Genomic DNA, 18,600 nt, shown 5'->3' with positions numbered 1-18,600 from the left:
GCCTGCCACCGACGCCGCCCCATCGCGACCGTCCCGCACTCCGCTTCCCGAAGGTTCTGCGCCGCGCGCCTCGCCTGCTACCCGAATCGGGATTCGCGCTGCCCGGATGCGGACGATTTCACCCGGCGCGGGCGGAACGTCCGAATGGTCGGCAGCAAGAATGCCGATGCGGGTATTCCGGTTCGCTTTCGGGTGGTCTGCATGGCTCCGATCAATAACGATTCTCATTCACTTCACTTTGATGCACCTACGTGCAGCTTTACGGAGACGTCGATGAATGCTTCTGCTGTCGCCCGGAACGAATCCTCCCTGCCGCGGCATGATGTGCACGGAGACTGGCAACGCGTGACGCTCGGCGAGCGCCTGCGCGAATGGGCGGCGCGCCACGGCGAGCGCGTCGCACTGGTGGACGGCGCCGCGCGCTGCAGCTATGCCGAACTCGACCGGCGTGCGGACCGTCTCGCCGCCGGCCTTGTGCGGCTGGGGGTGACGCGCGGCGACGTCGTGCTGCTGCAATTGCCGAACGGCACCGCCTTCGTCGCCACTTTGTTCGCTCTCCTGCGGATCGGCGCGCTGCCGCTGCTCGCCATGCCGTCGCAACGGCTTGCCGATCTCGAATCGTTCTGCACGCGCGCCGCGCCGGTGGCCTGTGTCATGCCTGACCGCTTCCTCGGTTTCGACTACCGTCCGATGGCGCAGACATTGCGCGAGCGCTGCCCGTCGCTGCGGCACGTGCTGATCGACGGCGATGCGGGCCCGCATGCGGCGCTCGCGGCGCTCGACGACGGCAGCCCCGCGCCGTACGTATCGGCGACCGCGGTCGATCCCGACGACGTCGCGCTGCTGCTGCAATCGGGCGGCACGACCGGCGCACCGAAGCTGATTCCGCGCACGCACGCCGACTACGGCTACAACGCGCTCGCTTCGGCGCGGCTTTGCGGGATGGATGCGGAAACCGTCTATCTGGCTGCCCTGCCGATCGCGCACAACTTCCCGCTCGCCTGTCCGGGCCTGATCGGCACGCTGGCCGCCGGCGGACGCGTCGTGATGGCACGCACGCCCGGCAGCGACGAAGCCTTCCCGCTGATCGAGCGCGAGCGCGTGACGATGACCGCGCTGGTGCCGCAACTGGTCCGGCAATGGCTGCAGGCGCGCGACGGCGACGCGGCCGATCTGTCGAGCCTGACCTTGCTGCAGGTCGGCGGCGCACGCCTCGAGGCCGACATCGCGCAGCGCGTCGCTCCGGCGTTCGGCTGTACGTTGCAGCAGGTATTCGGGATGGCGGAGGGCCTGCTCTGCTACACGCGCCCCGGCGACGGCGACGACATCGTCCTGCACACGCAGGGGCGCCCGCTCTCGCCCGACGACGAGATCCGCATCGTCGACGCGAACGGCGCCGACGTCGCGCCCGGCGAGACCGGCGAGCTGCTGACGCGCGGTCCGTACACGATCCGAGGCTACTGGCGCGGCGGCGCGGCCGAAGCCGCCGCATTCACCGCGGCGGGCTTCTACCGTTCGGGCGACCTCGTGCGGCTCACGCCCGACGGCAACCTGATCGTCGAAGGGCGGCTCAAGGAACAGATCAACCGTGCGGGCGAGAAGATCGCCATCGCGGAAATAGAACAACACCTCCGCGCGCATCCGGCCATCGACGACGCGGTCGTCGTCGCGGTTGCCGATCTGGTGCTCGGCGAACGCAGCTGTGCGTTCGTGATTGCGCCGACGGGGGCGCCGAACCTGAGAGAACTGCATCACTTCCTGCGCGAACGCGGCCTCGCGCGTCACAAGCTGCCCGATCAGCTCGAAACCGCCGACACGTGGCCACTGACGAAGATCGGCAAGGTCGACCGGCGGCGGCTGGCCGGGCAGGCCGCGACACACCGCGGCGATCGGGACGCCTGCCGGGCCGCCTATCGCGAACGCACCGTCGCGACGACGCGGCATGCGTTGCCGATGGCCGTCGCTATCGCACGCGATCTCGACGAGGCAAGCTACACCGTGTACGAGCGGGACGGCGAATGGTCGATCGGTATCGGCGTACTGGCCGACGTGCGCGTCGATACCCGGCGCGCGACACTGAGCTATCGCAACGAGGATCGAAGCTGGCCGCTCGATACGGTGCCGGCCGCGGTGTCGCGCGCGCTGGCGGACTGGCCCGTCGACGGCTACCGGCTCTACGGCACCGCCGATTTCGAGCTGGCACGCGAGCTGTACGGCCTGCCGTCGACCCTCGCGACCCGGCCGCTGTTGCATCTGATCGCGCCGGTCGTCGAGTTGCGCGTTCATGACGGTGCGGCGACGATCCGCGCCGTGGACGACACGCTGATCGACGCGTGGATCTCCCGGCTCGCCCGGATCGATGCCGCGGCCGGCGATCTCTCCGGCACCGATACGACCGTCGAGCGCCAGGGCGTCACCGCCGACATCGCCGGTGCCGACGCCGAACCTTACCGGCAGCGCGTCGCCCGATCGGTCGCGCAGATCGACGCGCGCGACTACGACAAGGTGATCGTGTCGCGCGCGGTGCCCGTCGACGGCGCGCTGGACCTTCCCGCCAGCTACCTGAAAGGCCGTCGTGCGAATCAGCCGGCGCGCTCGTTCCTGCTGCGCCGCGACGGATTCGAAAGCGCCGGCTTCAGTCCCGAAACGGTGGTCGAGGTGGCCGCCGACGGCCTCGTGTCGACGCAACCGCTGGCCGGCACGCGCGCGCTCGGCGACACGCCCGACGAGGAAGCGCGCCTTCGCGCCGACCTGCTGCGCGACCCGAAGGAAATCGCCGAGCATGCCGTTTCGGTCAAGCTCGCGGTCGACGAACTGTTGCCGGTTTGCGCGCCCGGCACGGTCAACGTCGTCGAGTTCATGCAGGTGTGCCGGCGCGGCACGGTACAGCATCTCGGCTCGCGCGTGCGCGGCCGGCTTGCCGCGCAACGCAGCGCATGGGACGCGTTCGCGGCGCTGTTTCCTGCCGTGACGGCGTCGGGCATTCCGAAGCGCCACGCGATCGACGCGATCGGCCATCTGGAGCCGGGCCCGCGCGGCCTCTACAGCGGCTGCGTGCTGATCGCCGACAGCGACGGTGCGCTCGACGCCGCGCTGGTGCTGCGCTCGATGTTCGTCGACGGCGGCCGCGCGTGGCTGCAGGCCGGCGCCGGCGTGGTCGCGATGTCGACGCCCGAGCGGGAACTCGAGGAAACGCGCGAGAAGCTGACGAGCGTGTCGCGCTTCCTGGCCGGCGCCGAGGTGCGCGCATGAGCGCCGTGCCCTGCCCGCGCGGCACCGTCGACCGCGACCGGATTCGCGCACAGATCGCCGAGGCGCTGGACGAGCCCGGCCGGCTGCCGGCCGACGACGCGCATCTGCTTGAACTCGGGCTCGATTCGCTACAGTTGATGCGACTCGTCAGCGAGTGGCGCAAGGATGGTGCGGACGTCAATTTCGCGCAGCTGATGGAGTCGCCGCGCCTCGCGGACTGGTGGCCGCTGTTCGCCAGGCGGCGTGCCGCAGCCGTGCCGGAGCGGGAAGCCGCGGTGCAGGCGGCGGAGCCCCCCGACGACGCTCCGTTCGCGCTGACCGACGTGCAGCATGCGTACTGGATCGGCCGCCGCGACGAGCAGGTGCTCGGCGGCGTCGGCTGCCACGCGTATCTCGAACTCGACGGCCGCGACGTCGACTTCGCGCGGCTGTCCAGCGCGTGGGCCGCGTTGCTCGCGCATCACGGCATGTTGCGTGCGCGCTTCGACGACGACGGCCGCCAGCGCATCCTTGCCGAGGCCGCGCCGTCGACGCGCCGAATCGTGCTGCGCGACCTGCGGGCGCTGGCCGGCAAGGCGCTCGTCTCCGAACTCGACGCCGTACGCGACGCGTGCTCGCACCGCCGGCTGCGCGTCGAGGACGGCGAGGTCGCCGGGCTGTCGCTGAGCCTGCTGCCCGGGGGCGCGACCCGGCTTCATCTCGACGTCGACCTGCTCGTTGCCGACGTGCAAAGCCTGGGCGTGATCCTGCGCGATCTCGCGACGTGCTACGCCGACGGCACCCCGCCGCGCGCGCCGGCGGACTGGCATTTCGGGCATCACCTGGCCGCTCGCGCGGCCGGCCGCGACGAGGCGCAAGCCGCGCGCTACTGGCGCGACCGGCTGGCCGACTTGCCCGGCGGCCCGCAACTGCCGCTGCGCCGCGCGCCCGAGTCGCTCGCCGCGCCACGGTTCTCGCGCCGCCTGCACCGGCTGTCGCCGGCGCAATGGGCCGGGTTCCAGCGGTTCGCCGCAGCCGCGCGCGTCACGCCCGCGATGGCGCTCGCCGCCGCGTATGCCGAAGCGCTCGCCGCCTGGAGCGCCACGCCGCGCTTTTTGCTCAACCTGCCGCTGTTCGACCGTCACGGCGACACGCCCGGCCTCGACGACGTGATCGCCGATTTCACCAGCTTGCTGCTCGTCGCGGCCGATTGCGGCACGACCTGCGCGTTCGGCGAGCGGGCGCGCGCGTTTCAGGCGCAATGTCACGCCGATGTCGCACACGGTGCGTGGTCGGGCGTGCGCGTCCAGCGCGAACTCGCGCTGCGTGCGGACGGCGAGCGCAGCTTCGCCCCCGTCGTGTTCGCCTGCAATCTCGGCACGCCGCTCGTCGATACCGTCGTACGCGCGGCGTTCGGCACGCTCGGCTACATGATTTCGCAGACGCCGCAGGTCTGGCTCGACCATCAGGTCTACGAGGAGGAAGGCGCGCTGCTGCTTGCCTGGGATGCCGTCGATGCGTTGTTTCCGGACGGGCTGATCGATGCGATGTTCGCGGCCTACGTCCGGTTCGTCGAACGGTTGGCCGTCGACGACGGTGCGTGGCAGGCGCCGGCAACGGCCATGTTGTCCGACGCACAGCGCGAAGTGCGCGCCGGGGCGAATGCAACCGATGCGGCACTTGCGCCCCGCACGCTGCATCTGCCGGTGTTCGAACAGGCCACGCTCGCGTCGGAGCGCGTCGCGGTGGTCGATATCGACGGCCAGCCGTTGAGCTACCGCACCCTGGCCGAGCGCGCACTGCGCGTCGCCGCGCTGCTGCGCGAACACGGTGTGCGCGCGGGCGACCCCGTGGCCGTCACGTTGCCGCGCGGCGCCGATCAGATCGTCGCCGTGCTCGGCGTGCTCGCCGCGGGCGGCTGCTACGTGCCGGTCGGTGTGGCGCAGCCCGTTGCGCGACAGGCACGGATTCACCAGCGTGCCGGGATTCGTCATGTCATCAGCGATGCGGCCCATCGCATCGCGTTGACGGAACTCGATGCACACGTGATCGACATTGCCGCCGCCGCGATATACGAGCCTCTGGCTGCACCGATCGCGACCGAGGCCGACGACCTCGCTTACGTGATCTTCACGTCCGGTTCCACCGGCGAACCCAAAGGCGTCGAAATCAGCCATCGCGCGGCCGCCAACACGATCGACGACCTGAACCGGCGTTTCGACGTCGGCCCCGACGACCGCGTGCTGGCGGTCTCCGCCCTCGACTTCGATTTGTCCGTCTACGACATCTTCGGGCTGCTCGGGGTCGGCGGCGCCGTCGTGCTCGTCGGCGAGGCAGATCGCCGTGAGCCCGATGTTTGGCTTCACCTCGTGCGCACGCATCGCGTCACCCTCTGGAACACCGTGCCCGTGCTGCTCGACATGCTGCTCGTCGCAGCAGGCGACCAGCCCTTGCCGTTGCGGCTCGCCTTCGCGTCAGGCGACTGGATCGGCCTCGATTTACCCGCACGACTCGCGCGAGTCGCGCCCGGCGCACGGTTCATCGCGATGGGCGGCGCAACCGAAGCCGCGATCTGGTCGAACTTCTGCGATGTGCCCACGCCCCTCCCCGGGCATTGGCGCTCGATTCCGTACGGCACGCCGCTGGCGAACCAGCAATACCGCGTCGTTGATTCTCAACGGCGCGATTGCCCGGACTGGGTTCCCGGCGAACTCTGGATCGGTGGCGCCGGCGTCGCGCTCGGTTATCGCGGCGATCCCGAACGCACCGCCGCGTCGTTCGTCATGCACGAAGGTCAACGCTGGTATCGCACCGGCGACCTCGGACGCTACTGGCCCGACGGCACGCTCGAATTCCTCGGCCGCCGCGATCACCAGATCAAGTTGCGCGGCCACCGCATCGAACTCGGCGAGATCGAGGCCGCGTTACTCGCGCAGCCGGGCGTTCGCCATGCGATCGCGCTCGTCACCGGCGCGCCGCCGTCGCTTGCGGCCGCCGTCGTGACCGATACGCCGCTCGACGAGCGCACCTTGACCGATGCGTTGCGCACACTGTTGCCCGACTACATGATCCCGTCGCACTGGCTCGCGCTCGACGCGCTGCCGCTCAGTGCGAACGGCAAGCTCGACCGCCGCGCGCTCGCCGAACGCTTCATGCAGGCCATCGCCGCCGCGCCGGACGACGACGCGCCGCCCGAAGGTCCAGTCGAACGGCATATCGCCGGCCTGTGGCGCACGCTGCTGGCGCAGCCGTCGATATCGCGCACCGGTCACTTCTTCCGGCTTGGCGGCGACAGCCTGCTCGCGACGCGACTCGTCGCACAGCTTCAGCGCGACGGGTGGTCCGCCGACGAACCGCTGCGCCGCCTGTTCGCGAAACCGGTGCTCGCCGATTTCGCGGCGATCTGGCGGCAGTCCGGCGTCAGCGTCGGGCAACGGCCTGCCGTCGCCGTCGCGTTGCACCCTGCGCCCGAACACCGTCACGAACCGTTCCCGCTGACCGAGATCCAGCGCGCGTACTGGATGGGTCAGTCCGACGGTCTGCCGTTGCACGGGGGCACCACCTATCTGCTCGAACTCGACGGCGGCGGCGTCGATCTCGCCCGTTTCGACGCCGCCTGGCGCGCGCTCTGGCATCGCCACGACATGTTGCGTGCGGCCGTCGACGAAGACGGACGGCAAGCGGTCGCGCGCCCGATGCCCGACACCGGCCTGCGAATCGGGACGCCGGTGGCGGATGCCCAGGCCGCGCGCGAACGCATCGCCGCGCTCTGGCACGCACGGGACCGCTCGCGTGCGCTGCATCCGCTGCATGTCGCGCATGCGGTGCCGTACTGCGGCGAACGCTGCCGGATCGGCCTGTTCTTCGACTACCTGACGCTCGACGGTTACAGCGTCAAGCTGCTGCTCGGCGAGCTGGCCGAACTCTATCGCGACCCGGCGCGCGTCCCCGCGCCGCCCGCACTCACGTTCCGCGATTACGTGACGCAATCGCTCGACGACGCCACGCCGACCGATGCCGCGCTGCGCTACTGGCGCGCGCGCGTCGACAGGCTGCCGCCCGCCCCGGCGCTTCCGGTCGCACGCGACCCGGCGTCGTTCGGTGCCGCAACGTTCGTGCGCCGCGCCGCACGCCTGCCGGCGCCGCAATGGCGGCGGCTGCGCGATCACGCGCAGCGCCACGGGCTCACGCCGTCGGTCGTGCTGCTGACGGCCTACGCGCAGATCCTGGCAGCCTGGAGCGGCGGCACGGCGTTGACGCTGAACCTGACGCTGTTCGACCGTCGGGACATCCATCCCGACGTGCAGCGGATCGTCGGCGACTTCACCGCGCTCGCGCCGGTCGGCTTCGACGCGCCGGGCGACGAAAGCTGGACGGCGCGCGCGACGGCGGTTCAGCAGCACGTTGCCGAGGTGCTCGAACACCGGACCGTGTCGTCGGTCTGGATCCAGCGCGAGCGGGCACGCACGGTCGGCATGCAGGCGGCGGCGCTACCGGTCGTGTTCACGAGCACGCTCGGCCTCGCCGATGATTTCTTCGATCGTCTGCCCGACGGCTTTCCGGATCTGGCCGACGGCGGCCTGTCGGAAACGCCGCAGGTCTGGCTCGACCATCAGGTATTCGAACATCGCGGCGAACTCGTGCTGTCGTGGGATTACGTGCGGGGGCTGTTCCCTGACGGACTCGTCGACGCGATGTTCGACGCTTATCTCGAGTGGGTCGGCCGACTTGCCGACGACGAGACGGTGTGGACGGCGGCGGCTTCTCGCGCGTTGCCGGGCGCGCAGCAGGCCGTGCGCGATCGGGTCAATGCGACTGACGCCGCAATCGCGCCCCGCACGCTGCATCTGCCGGTGTTCGAACAGGCCGCACTGGCGCCGGAACGCGTCGCGCTGATCGATGTCGACGGTCAGCCGTTGAGCTATCGCGCCCTGGTCGAGCGCGCACTGCGCGTCGCCGCGCTGCTGCGCGAACACGGTGTGCGCGCGGGCGACCCCGTGGCCGTCACGTTGCCGCGCGGCGCCGATCAGATCGTCGCCGTGCTCGGCGTGCTCGCCGCGGGCGGCTGCTATGTGCCGGTCGGTGTAGCGCAGCCTGTTGCGCGGCAGGCGCGGATTCACCAGCGTGCCGGGATTCGTCACGCGCTCGGCGATACATCTCATCGCCCGGCACTGACCGGACTCGATGCCGACATCATCGACATCGCCCAAGCGTCGACCCGTGAACCGCTAGCCGCGCCTTGCGCCATTTCGCCGGACGATCCCGCCTACGTGATCTTCACCTCGGGCTCCACCGGCGAGCCCAAAGGCGTCGAAATCAGCCATCGCGCGGCCGCCAATACGATCGATGACCTGAACCGGCGTTTCGACGTCGGCCCCGACGACCGCGTGCTGGCGATCTCCGCCCTCGACTTCGATTTGTCCGTCTACGACATCTTCGGGCTGCTCAGGGTCGGCGGCGCCGTCGTGCTCGTCGGCGAGGCAGATCGCCGTGAGCCCGATGTCTGGCTTCACCTCGTGCGCTCGCATCGCGTCACCCTCTGGAACACCGTGCCCGTGCTGCTGGACATGCTGCTCATCGCGGCTGGCGACCAACCCTTGCCGCTGCGGCTCGCCTTCGCGTCAGGCGACTGGATCGGCCTCGATTTGCCCGCACGACTCGCGCGCATCGCGCCCGGCGCACGGTTCATCGCGATGGGCGGCGCAACCGAAGCCGCGATCTGGTCGAACTTCTGCGACGTGCCCACGCCCCTCCCCGGGCATTGGCGCTCGATTCCGTACGGCACGCCGCTGGCGAACCAGCGATACCGCGTCGTTGATTCTCGCGGGCGCGATTGCCCGGACTGGGTCCCCGGCGAACTCTGGATCGGTGGCGCCGGCGTCGCGCTCGGGTATCGCGACGACCCGGAACGCACCGCCGCGTCATTCGTCATGCACGAAGGCCAACGCTGGTACCGCACCGGCGACCTCGGATGCTACTGGCCCGACGGCACGCTCGAGTTCCTCGGCCGTCGCGATCACCAGATCAAGCTGCGCGGCCACCGCATCGAACTCGGCGAGATCGAGACCGCGTTACTCGCGCAGCCGGGCGTTCGCCATGCGATCGCGCTCGTCACCGGCGCGCCGCCGTCGCTCGCGGCTGCCGTCGTGACCGATACGCCGCTCGACGAGCGCACCTTGACCGATGCGCTGCGCGCGCTGCTGCCCGACTACATGATCCCGTCGCACTGGCTCGCGCTCGACGCGCTGCCGCTCAGTGCGAACGGCAAGCTCGACCGCGCTGCGCTCGCCCGGCAATTCGCCGAAACCGCGCAACGCGACACCCGGCGCGACATACCGGCCGATCCGCTCGAACGACAACTCGCCGCGCTCTGGTCGCAGGTGCTCGGCCATGCTGACATCGCGCGCCACGACGATTTCTTCCGGCTCGGCGGCGACAGCCTGCGCGCCGCCAGGCTGATCGACGCGATCCGCCGCGACGGCCTCGACGCCGGCCACCTGACGCTGCGCCAGGTCTTCGCGATGCCGAGCGTCGCCACCCAGGCCGCGTGGCTGCGCGCGGTGCAGGCGTCGCCCGTCGACATCATCGAATCCACTCACGAAGAAGGCACCTTATGACTCCCGTTTCGCTGATCGCCGAACTCGAAGCACTCGGCGTCCTGCTCTGGGCCGAAGCCGGCGAATTGCGCTTTCGTGCACCGGCCGGCACCCTGACCGAAGCACGCAAGGCCTTGCTGCGCGAACACAAGGCGGCGCTCGTCGCGCATCTGACCGAGGCCGAGGCGATGCGCGTCGACGCAGACCCGGCCGGGCGTCACGCGCCGTTTCCGCTGACCGACGTGCAGGCAGCCTATCTGGTCGGTCGCGGCGAAGCCTACGATTACGGCGGCGTCGGCTGCCACGGCTATGTCGAACTCGACCTCGACGACGATCTCGACCCGGCACGCGTCGAACGCGCGTGGCATCGCGTGATCGGCCGTCACGAGATGCTGCGCGCGGTGGTATCGCCGTCCGGTTCGCAACGCGTGCTCGAAGACGTCGTGCCGCCGCCGCTCGTCGTCGACGATCTGCGCGGGCGCGCCGCCGCTGAAGTCGACGCCGCCCGCAATCTGACCCGCGACACGCTCGCGACGCGCCGCTACACGCCCGATGCGTGGCCGCTGTACGAACTGCGCCTGAGCCGCGCCGACAGCGGCAGCCGCCTGCATCTGTCGCTCGACCTGCTGATCGCCGATTTCGTCAGCATCCGCATCATGCTCGAGGAACTCGACCGGTTCATCCGCGAACCCGACGCCGCGCTGCCGTTGCCGGGCGCGACGTTCCGCGACGTGCTGCTCGCCGAGCGCCGCATGCGCGACCTGCCGTCGCGACGCGCCCGTCGCGACCGCGATCGCGATTACTGGCTCGCGCGCCTGCCGGCGCTGCCGCTCGCGCCCGAGTTGCCCACCATCGAACGCAGCGAGTCGGCACCGGCCAGCTTCCGCCGCCATGCGCTGACCCTGCCGCCGGCGCGCTGGGCCGCATTGCGCACACTGGCCGGCGAGCACCGCGTCACGCCGTCGGGCGCGATCCTGGCCGCATTCGCGCAAACCGTCGATCGCTGGTCGCGGCAGCCGGCGTTCTGCCTGAACGTAACGGTGCTGAACCGCCCGCCGCTGCATCCCGACGTCGACCGGATCGTCGGCGACTTCACGTCGGTCAACGTGCTCGAAGTGCGGGCGGAGGACGGCGAACGCTTCGACGAACGTGCGCGCGCCCTGCAGCAGCGACTCTGGGACGATCTCGAACATTCGACGTTCACCGGCATCGACGTGCTGCGGGAGCTGGCGCGCGAACACGCGCGACGCGACCTGATCATGCCGGTCGTATTCACGAGCACGCTCGGCATCGACGGTGCGACGGACGACGCAAGCGGCGAATTCATGCGTGGCGCGCGGCTCGGTTACGGGATCACGCAAACGCCGCAGGTCTGGCTCGACTGCCAGGTCGCGGAACGCGGCGGCGCGCTGTACCTGAACTGGGACGTGCGCGACGGCGTGTTCGCGCCCGGCACGATCGACGATGCGTTCGCATCGTTCGCGTCGCTGCTCGACCGGCTGGCCGACGATGCCGCCGCGTGGGATGCGGCCGATCCGCTCGAACTGCCGCCCGCGACACGGGCTTGCCGCGCGCGCGTGAACGATACCGCCGCGCCGCTGCCCGACGGGTTGCTTTACGACGGCTTCGTCGACCGCGCATGCCGGCAACCCGATGCGCCGGCCGTGATCGACGTGCGCGGCACGACCTCGTACGGTGCGCTGTACGCGCAGGCCGTCGCGCTGGCCGACGCGCTGCGCGCAGGCGGCTGCGCCCCCGGCGAATGCGTCGCGATCGCCATGGACAAGTCGGCCGCGCAGATCGCCGCCGCGATTGGCGTGCAGCTCGCCGGTGCCGCTTATCTGCCGCTCGATCCACACCAGCCGGCGGCGCGACGCGACACGATCCTCGCCGATGCGCGCGTGCGCGCGGTGCTGACCGATGCGGCGCATCGCGAGGCGGGCTGGCCCGACGGCATCGCGGTGCTCGACGCTTGCGCACTCGCCGCCTGCGCAGGCGACACGGCCACCGATACCGCACCGACGCGCGTCGCGCCGGATCGTCTCGCCTACGTGATCTACACGTCGGGCACGACCGGTGTGCCCAAGGGCGTGATGATGAGCCATGCGGCCACGCTGAACACGATCGTCGATCTCAACGCGCGCTTCGCCGTCGGCGAACGCGATCGCGTCTTCGGCCTCGCGAGCCTCGCGTTCGACCTTTCCGTCTACGACATCTTCGGCACGCTCGCGGCGGGCGCCGCACTCGTGCTGCCCGAGCCCGCGCGGCGCGGCGATCCGTCTCACTGGGCCACACTCGCAAACGCCCACGCGGTGACGATCTGGAATTCCGTGCCGGCGCAGATGCAAATGCTCGTCAGCCATCTCGACAGCGAGCCGGACGCGGCGCCGCGCGCGCTGCGGCTTGCGATGCTGTCGGGCGACTGGATTCCGGTCGGCCTGCCCGCCGCGATCCGCGCGCATTGCCCGGATCTGCGCGTCGCGAGCCTCGGCGGCGCAACCGAAGCCGCGATCTGGTCGATCTGGCACGACGTGGTCGACGTACCGGCCGATGCGCGCGGCATCCCCTACGGCACGCCGCTCGTCAACCAGACCTTCCACGTACTCGATGCGCGGATGCGTTCGTGCCCGAACGGCGTGCCGGGCGAGCTGCATATCGGCGGTGCCGGGCTCGCGCTCGGCTACCTGCACGATCCGGAGCGCACGGCCGCGCGCTTCGTCGACGCCTCGCGTGCCGGGCTCGGCCGGCTCTATCGCACCGGCGACCTCGGCCGCTACCGCGCCGATGGCGTGATCGAGTTCCTCGGCCGCGAGGACAGTCAGGTCAAGATCCGCGGCCACCGGATCGAACTCGGCGAGATCGAGGCCGCGCTGCAGTCGTATCCGGGCGTCGCGGCAGCCGCCGCCGTCGCCTGCGGCGACGGACCTGCCGAGCGCCGGCTCGCCGTCTACGTCGAAGCGCAGGCCTGTGCACCGGTCGACGGGCGCGACGCAGGTCGGCGGATCGCCGCGGCGGCCCGCACGGCCGGCGACGCGAGTGTCGCGACGCTCGACCGGCCGGCGCTCGTGCGCTGGATCGAGACGGCCGACGACGTCGCGCGCCACGACATGCTCGCCGCGCTGCGCACGGCCGGCCTGTTCGCCGATACGCAGGGCGTCCACGATCTCGACGCGATCGTCGCGCGCACCGGCACCGCGCCCGAGCATCGCCGGTTGATGCGGCGCTGGCTGCGCAGCCTTCAGGACGCCGGCTGGATCGAGCGGGCAGGCACGGGCGGCGACGGCTGGACACTCCGCCGCGAACCGGCGCCGGACGAAGCCGCGCGCGACTGGGCCACGTTGCAGCAACTGGAATCGCAGATCCACTACAGCGCCGAACTGTTGCGCTATCTGCGCGACTCGGGCGCGCATCTGGGCGGCCTGCTGCGCAGCGAAGTCGATCCGCTCGACCTGTTGTTCCCGCAGGGCAAGCTCGATACCGCCGTCGCTGCCTACAACGACAACCTCGTGAACCGCTGCATGAACGCCGTGGTCTGTGCGGCCGCACGCGAGATCGCGCGCGACGCGACGCCGGCCGCCAGCGCGCGCCGTCCGCTGCGCGTGCTGGAAATCGGCGCGGGCGTCGGCGGCACGAGCCGCGCGCTGATTCCCGCGCTGGCCGATGTTCCCGTCGACTACCTGTACAGCGACGTGTCGCCATTCTTTCTCAACGAGGCGCGCGAGCGCCACGCGGACACGCCGTGGGTCCGCTACGGCCTGTTCGACCTCAATCACGACTACGTCGCGCAGGGTCTCACGGCCGGCAGCTGGGACGTGATCGTCTGTTCGAACGTGCTGCACAACGCGAAGCACGCTCCGACCGTGATCGACCGCCTGCGCGAGCTGGGCGCGCCCGGTTGCACGCTGATCGTGATCGAGGCGACGCGCGAGATCGCCGCGCTGATGACGTCGATGGAGTTCCAGAGCGGACTGTCGGGCTTCGTCGACGAACGCGACGCACTCGACCAGACCTTCTTCACGCGCGAGCAATGGCAGCGCATGTTCGATGCGGCCGGCGGCGAGTTGCTCGCCGCGTACCCCGACGCCGGGGATCCGCTCGCGCGCGTCGGCCAGGTCGCATTCGTCGTGCGCTTTCCGCAACAGCATGCGGTGCTGCGCGAAACGGCGCTCGTCGACCATCTGCGCGAACGGGTGCCGGCCGCGATGCTGCCGTCGCGCATCGAAGTCCTGCGCGCGCTGCCGCTGACGCGCAACGGCAAGGTCGACCGCGCGGCGCTGAGTGCCCGCGCGGTTGCAGCCGGCCGGCCCGGTGCCGCCGCGACCGTCGCCGAACGGCCGCGCGACGAACTCGAGGCGCGCATTGCCGCCCTCTGGGAAACCGCGCTCGGCCGTAGCGGGCTCGGCCGCGACGAAGACTTCTTCCGCGCGGGCGGCGATTCGTTGCTGATCGCGCAGGTGGTCGCGCGCATGCGCGAACATCTGGTCGAGGCGCGCGACTGGGAATGGGATCGGCTGATGCGCGAGATCCTGCGCGCGCCGACCGTGGCCGGCGCGGCGGCGGCGCTGGGTCGCCGGATGACGAGCGGCAGCGCGGCGGCCGGCCCTGGCGACGAGGCGGCGCGCCTCTCGCCGCTCGTGGTGCTCGCGCCGGCGCGCCGTCCCGGCGAGCGCATCCACGTCGTGCTGCACGACGGCAGCGGCACGCTCGCGCCCTACCGCGCGCTGCTGCCGCTGCTGGCCGACGCGCCCGAACGGGTCGGCGAGATCGTCGGCATCACGGTGCCCGACGCCACGGCCTATCTGGCGCGCGATCCGGCCGAACTGATCGCGTCGCTCGCGCTCGAGTATGCCGACTTGCTGCTCGCGCGCGGCGCGCGACGCGTCCACCTGATCGGCTATTGCATGGGCGGCCTGCTTGCGAACGAACTGGGCCGCGTCCTGCTCGAGCGCGGCGCGGCGCTCGATCCCGTCACCGTGATCAGCAGCGACCGCTTCCGCTTCCGGATCGACGACGAACTGCTGCTCGAACGCGCATTCGGCGGCCTGCTCGGCGCCGACATCGCGGCGGCCGGCCATGCGGTCGACGACATCCAGCTCGAACGCGCGCTGCTCGCCGTGCGCGAGCGGCACGGCGAGCACTTGCCGGCCGGCTGCCTTGCCGCGCTGAATGGCGAACACGGCGCGGTCGGCGACTGTTATGCGCGGCTCGCACGGCAACCGGCCGGCGAGCGGCTCGCCGCGCTGGCGAAAACGGTCTCGTCCAGGGCCTGGGAAGTCACGCCCGATCAGGTCGGCGCGCTGTTCCGCGTATTTCGTCACAGCCTCGACGCGGTCGCGCGCTACCGGCCCGAGCCGTTCACGGGCGACCTGCATCTGCTGCAGGACGACGAAGCGCTGCATTTCCTGCCGGGCCTGCAGCCCGACATGCGGTCGTTCTGGACCGCGATCGCGCTGGGCGGCCTCGACATCGAACAGATTGCCGGCAATCATCTGTCGTGCCTCCAGCCCCCGCACGTCGGGGCGGTCGCGTCGCGAATCCTGCTGCGGGAGGCCGCATGAGCGCCCCCGTGGTCGGCATCGTCGGCGCGCGCGGCGCGGTCGGCAGCGCCGCGCGCGCGACCCTCCTCGCCGGCGGGCATCATGCGGTGCGGGCGGGCTATCGCATGCGGCGCGGCGGGTTTCCGGAGGGCAACGATCCGCACGTCGACCGGCGCGAGCTCGACATCGACGACGCGGCATCGCTGGCCGCGTTCTGCCACGGCTGCACGGTCGTGCTCAACGCGGCCGGGCCGTCGGTGCGGATCGCCGAGCGCATCGCACGCGCGGCCGATGCCGTCGGCGCGGACTACGTCGACGCGTTCGGCGATCGCGCGCTGAGCGCGCCCCTCGCCATGCGCCCGCTGGCTCCGGCTCGGCGTGTCGTCCACTGCGCGGGCATCTATCCGGGCCTCTCGGCAATCGTGCCGCGCTGGCTCGCCGCGTGCCACTTCGACCGGATCGACGCGCTGTCCGGCTGGTCGGGCGGCCGCGAGGCGTGTACGCCCGGCGCCGCGGCCGACGTACTGCTCAGCACCGCGCAGGGCTTCGGTTCGTCCGGCGCGGCATGGCGCGCCGGGCGGCGCGTGACGGGCGCCCCGGCCGCCGCCGGCATGACCCGGATCGCCGGCTTTCCGGACGAGGTTCACGTGCAGCCGTTTCTCAGCGACGAATGGGCCGCGCTTGCCGCCGACCTCGGCATCCGCGACGCGCAGTGGCACGGCGTGTTCGCGTCGTCGCGCGCGGCCGACGCGATCGGACGCGGCGTCGTGCGACTCCGTCAAGCCGGACCGGACGCGCTCGACGAAGCCGTCGCGGATCTCGTCGAAACCGCCCGGCTCGATCTTGCCGGGCAAACACCGTACTACCGTCTCGTGATCGATGCGGCCGGCGAGCGGGCGGGCAAGCCGCTGCGGCTGCGCGCCGTGCTGCACGCAGCCGACAGCTACCGGCTGACGGGCACGATCGCCGCGGCGGCGGCACGACGGTTGATCGAGGCGCCGCCCGCGCCGGGTGTCATGCGTGCCGCCCAACTGCTCGACTGGAACGCGCTGCACGACGACCTGCTGGCTACGCGCGCGATCGAATCGTTCAGCGTGACGGAAGCGGCCGGGTGCGCGACCGCCGGCATCGACGAGGGGGCGATATGACGGCGAACCCGCGCCGCCTGCGCGTGCTCGTCTGCGGCACGACCTTCGGGCAGGCTTATCTGAACGGCCTCGCCGCCGCACCCGCGCATTTCGAACTGGCCGGCATCCTCGCCCGCGGCGGCCCGTTCGCACGCGCGTGCGCCGAATCGCGCGGCGTGCCGTTCTACACCGGTGTCGAGCAGTTGCCCGACGGGATCGACATGGCCTGCGTCGTGGTGCGATCGAGCGTGGTCGGCGGCGCGGGCACCGACATCGCGCGGGCGCTGCTCGCGCGCGGCATCCACGTGATCCAGGAGCAGCCGGTCCATCACGACGAATTCGCCGGCCTGCTGCGCGCCGCGCGCGAGACGGGTTGCCACTACCGGCTGAACGGCTTCTATCCCGACGTCGCGCCCGTCGCGCGATTCATTGCCGCGAGCCAGTTGGTACTCGGCCGCGGCCGGCCGCTGTTCGTCGATGCGGCCTGCAGCGTTCACGTGATGTATCCGCTGATCGACATCCTCGGGCAGGCGCTCGGCCAGTTGCGACCGTGGTCGTTCGCGATGCAGCCGGCGGCCGACGCCGAACGTGGTCCGTTCTCGAGCCTGACGGGCCGCATCGGCGGGATACCGCTGACGCTGCGCGTGCAGAACGAATTCGATCCCGCGGATCCCGACAACCACATCCATCTGTTCCACCAGATCTCGCTGGGCACCGATGCCGGCACGCTGACGCTGACCAACAGCCACGGCCAGCTGCTCTGGCAGCCGCGAATGCGCCTGCAACGTCGCGACGACGGCGTGCTCGACCTGTCGGCACGCCACGATGCGCTCGCGGTGCCGGTGGCGTCGCTGCTCGGCCCTGCCGACGCGCCGAGCTTCCACGACACGTTCGCGCGCGTGTGGGCCGATGCCGCGCGCGACGCGCTGCTGCGCTTTCACGCGACGATCGTCACCGGCCGGCCGGACAGCGCGCGGCAACAGCGAACGCTGGCCGCGACGCAGCTCTGGGGCGACCTCGCGTCGTCGCTCGGCGCGCCGCGCTCGATCCGTCCGCCCGAAGCCGCACCGCTGTCCGCCGACGAGATCGCCGCTCATCTGAACGAGACCTTGCCCCGATGAACCTGATGCCCTACCGTCGCCCGATTCGCTCGCCCTGGTTCCGCAACGACGCGCCGAGGCCGCTGGCCCGCGCGCGGATCGTCTGTCTGCCCCATGCGGGCGGCACCGCCGGTTTCTTTCGCGGCTGGGCCGCACAGTTGCCCGATGAGGTCGAGCTGCTGGCCGTGCAGTATCCGGGCCGCGACGAACGGATCGATGACGCGCTGATCGATGCGATGCCGGCGATGGCGGGGCAGCTTGCCGACGCCGTTGCCGACATCGCCGACCGCCCCTATCTGCTGTTCGGTCACAGCATGGGGGCGGCGATCGCATACGAGCTTTGCGTCGAACTGCTCGGGCGCGGCACGCGACTGCCGCGGCGGCTCGTCGTATCGGCGCACGAGCCGCCGCATCGGCATCGCCCGGGCCACTGGCATACGGCGGGCGACGCCGAGCTGTGCGACGAGATCGTCCGGCTCGGCGGCACCGCGTCGTCGCTGCGCACCTCCAACGACCTGCGCGCGCTCGTGATGCCGATCGTGCGCAACGACTATCGCCTGATCGAAACCTATCGCGCGGTGGTGGATCCCGTGCGCCTGCCGTTGCCGATCGACGTCTTCATCGGGCGCGACGACGGCGAAGTGACGCGCGAGGATGCGCGGGACTGGCAGTACCTGACGTCGCGCGACTGTACGCTGCGCGAGTTCGACGGCGGGCATTTCTATCTGCAACGTCATGCCGGCGCCGTGATCGCGAACCTGCTCGCCGGCTTGCCGGAGGTCCAGCAGGCTGCGGATTTCCGGATGCTCGGCACAACAGGCGGGATCGCGTCACCCGGGGCGCCGCTGCCGTGACTCGTGCGATGGGCGCCGTTGCTCGCGCGGTACCGCACCCGATTCGCACGGGCAAATACCGCATATGCAGTATTCACGGCAGCGCTGCCCGCGAGGCCGACGCCGCGAGCGGCGGCCTCGCCCCGATCGAGACCGCCGGCCGCGACGAACCACAG

General features: G+C 71.1%; 5 protein-coding genes and 1 pseudogene. All 6 read left to right on the top strand.

All coding sequences use genetic code 11. The annotated features are described in order from the left end of the window. Positions 1–273: 273 nt before the first annotated feature. A pseudogene (locus BME24068_RS35270) lies at positions 274–3,234 on the top strand (salicylate synthase); the annotation flags it as partial. Beyond that, the gene (locus BME24068_RS08065; RefSeq protein ID WP_203368136.1) at positions 3,132–9,848 is read left to right on the top strand and encodes a non-ribosomal peptide synthetase; all 6,717 of its coding nucleotides are present in this window, start codon (positions 3,132–3,134) and stop codon (positions 9,846–9,848) included. The pseudogene BME24068_RS35270 and the gene BME24068_RS08065, both read left to right, overlap by 103 nt. Next, a complete protein-coding gene (locus BME24068_RS08060; protein ID WP_174925716.1) occupies positions 9,845–15,385 on the top strand; it encodes a non-ribosomal peptide synthetase in 5,541 nt (1,846 codons plus the stop codon). The genes BME24068_RS08065 and BME24068_RS08060 overlap by 4 nt, the downstream gene beginning before the upstream one ends. After that, the gene (locus BME24068_RS08055) at positions 15,382–16,512 is read left to right on the top strand and encodes a saccharopine dehydrogenase NADP-binding domain-containing protein (protein WP_174925715.1); all 1,131 of its coding nucleotides are present in this window, start codon (positions 15,382–15,384) and stop codon (positions 16,510–16,512) included. The genes BME24068_RS08060 and BME24068_RS08055 overlap by 4 nt, the downstream gene beginning before the upstream one ends. Beyond that, a complete protein-coding gene (locus BME24068_RS08050) occupies positions 16,509–17,612 on the top strand; it encodes a Gfo/Idh/MocA family oxidoreductase (RefSeq protein ID WP_174925714.1) in 1,104 nt (367 codons plus the stop codon). The genes BME24068_RS08055 and BME24068_RS08050 overlap by 4 nt, the downstream gene beginning before the upstream one ends. After that, positions 17,609–18,445 (top strand): thioesterase II family protein, encoded by an 837-nt coding sequence (locus BME24068_RS08045; protein ID WP_174925713.1) that lies wholly within the window; start codon positions 17,609–17,611, stop codon positions 18,443–18,445. The genes BME24068_RS08050 and BME24068_RS08045 overlap by 4 nt, the downstream gene beginning before the upstream one ends. The last annotated feature ends 155 nt before the right edge of the window (positions 18,446–18,600 follow it).

The organism is Burkholderia anthina (assembly GCF_902498995.1).
GTDB classification, from domain to species: domain Bacteria; phylum Pseudomonadota; class Gammaproteobacteria; order Burkholderiales; family Burkholderiaceae; genus Burkholderia; species Burkholderia anthina.
Note: the sequence above shows the minus strand (reverse complement) of the source record. Positions and strands in the feature narration are given on the sequence as shown.

Bases quoted from the DNA above. Each gene is read 5' to 3' on its own strand.
- BME24068_RS08060 (WP_174925716.1), top strand. From the start codon at position 9,845: ATGACTCCCGTTTCGCTGATCGCCGAACTCGAAGCACTCGGCGTCCTG.
- BME24068_RS08055 (WP_174925715.1), top strand. From the start codon at position 15,382: ATGAGCGCCCCCGTGGTCGGCATCGTCGGCGCGCGCGGCGCGGTCGGC.
- BME24068_RS08050 (WP_174925714.1), top strand. From the start codon at position 16,509: ATGACGGCGAACCCGCGCCGCCTGCGCGTGCTCGTCTGCGGCACGACC.
- BME24068_RS08045 (WP_174925713.1), top strand. From the start codon at position 17,609: ATGAACCTGATGCCCTACCGTCGCCCGATTCGCTCGCCCTGGTTCCGC.